Here is a 598-nt window from a genome sequence, read left to right as displayed (position 1 = left end):
AAGCAGTGGCTCAAGCGGCCCAAGACCAAACACTTCGTCTTCGATTTGGTGGATCACGCGGTTGCGCGCTTCTGAACTTAAAGGATGCGTTTGGTCTTCGGCGATCAACTGAATCACCGCTTCCCTTAACTCTTCTTTCGCGCGATCTTCTTGCAGATGTGATAACAAGCCAAGGTCTAAAGTATCCAGCAATTTCTTATGGTAGTAGTGCTTAATAGCCAGATCTTGCTCGAGCTGTTTTTTCTGCTCTTCAATCGCTTTCAGTTTCGCTTCAACCGGCGTTAATGGTTTGTTTTCACTGACGTAATCTTCGTCTTCTGCTTTCGCAGCAAGATCGACCTTGACGACTTTCGATTCTTTTTCTTCATCTACGGAATTGAATGAACTCCCGACGCCTTTCCGTTTGAAAAACATAACTCCCCCTTACTAAGAAAAGAATTTCTTAATCCAACTTTGGTGCTCTTGTGTTGGGCTTTCTAATAAGTGCGATATTTCCGCTAACGAAGCTTTTAAAGCACTATTTTTCTTAGATTGAACAATTGGGTTACCTAAATTGGCGCTCTCTATCGCAATAGCAAAATTATTTGGAACTAAATGT

Annotated in this window: 2 pseudogenes; both read right to left on the bottom strand. The window is 42.3% G+C overall.

Annotated features, from left to right (window positions below):
* Positions 1–414 (bottom strand): annotated as a pseudogene (locus tag R7R24_RS28600) (CpaF family protein); the annotation flags it as partial.
* A 12-nt stretch (positions 415–426) separates the two neighbouring features.
* Positions 427–598, bottom strand: a pseudogene (locus tag R7R24_RS28595) (type II secretion protein); the annotation flags it as partial.

It is taken from the genome of Vibrio sp. 704, from assembly GCF_033339295.1.
The sequence above is the reverse complement of the archived record's forward strand: the minus strand, read 5'-3'. Positions and strand labels throughout refer to the sequence as shown.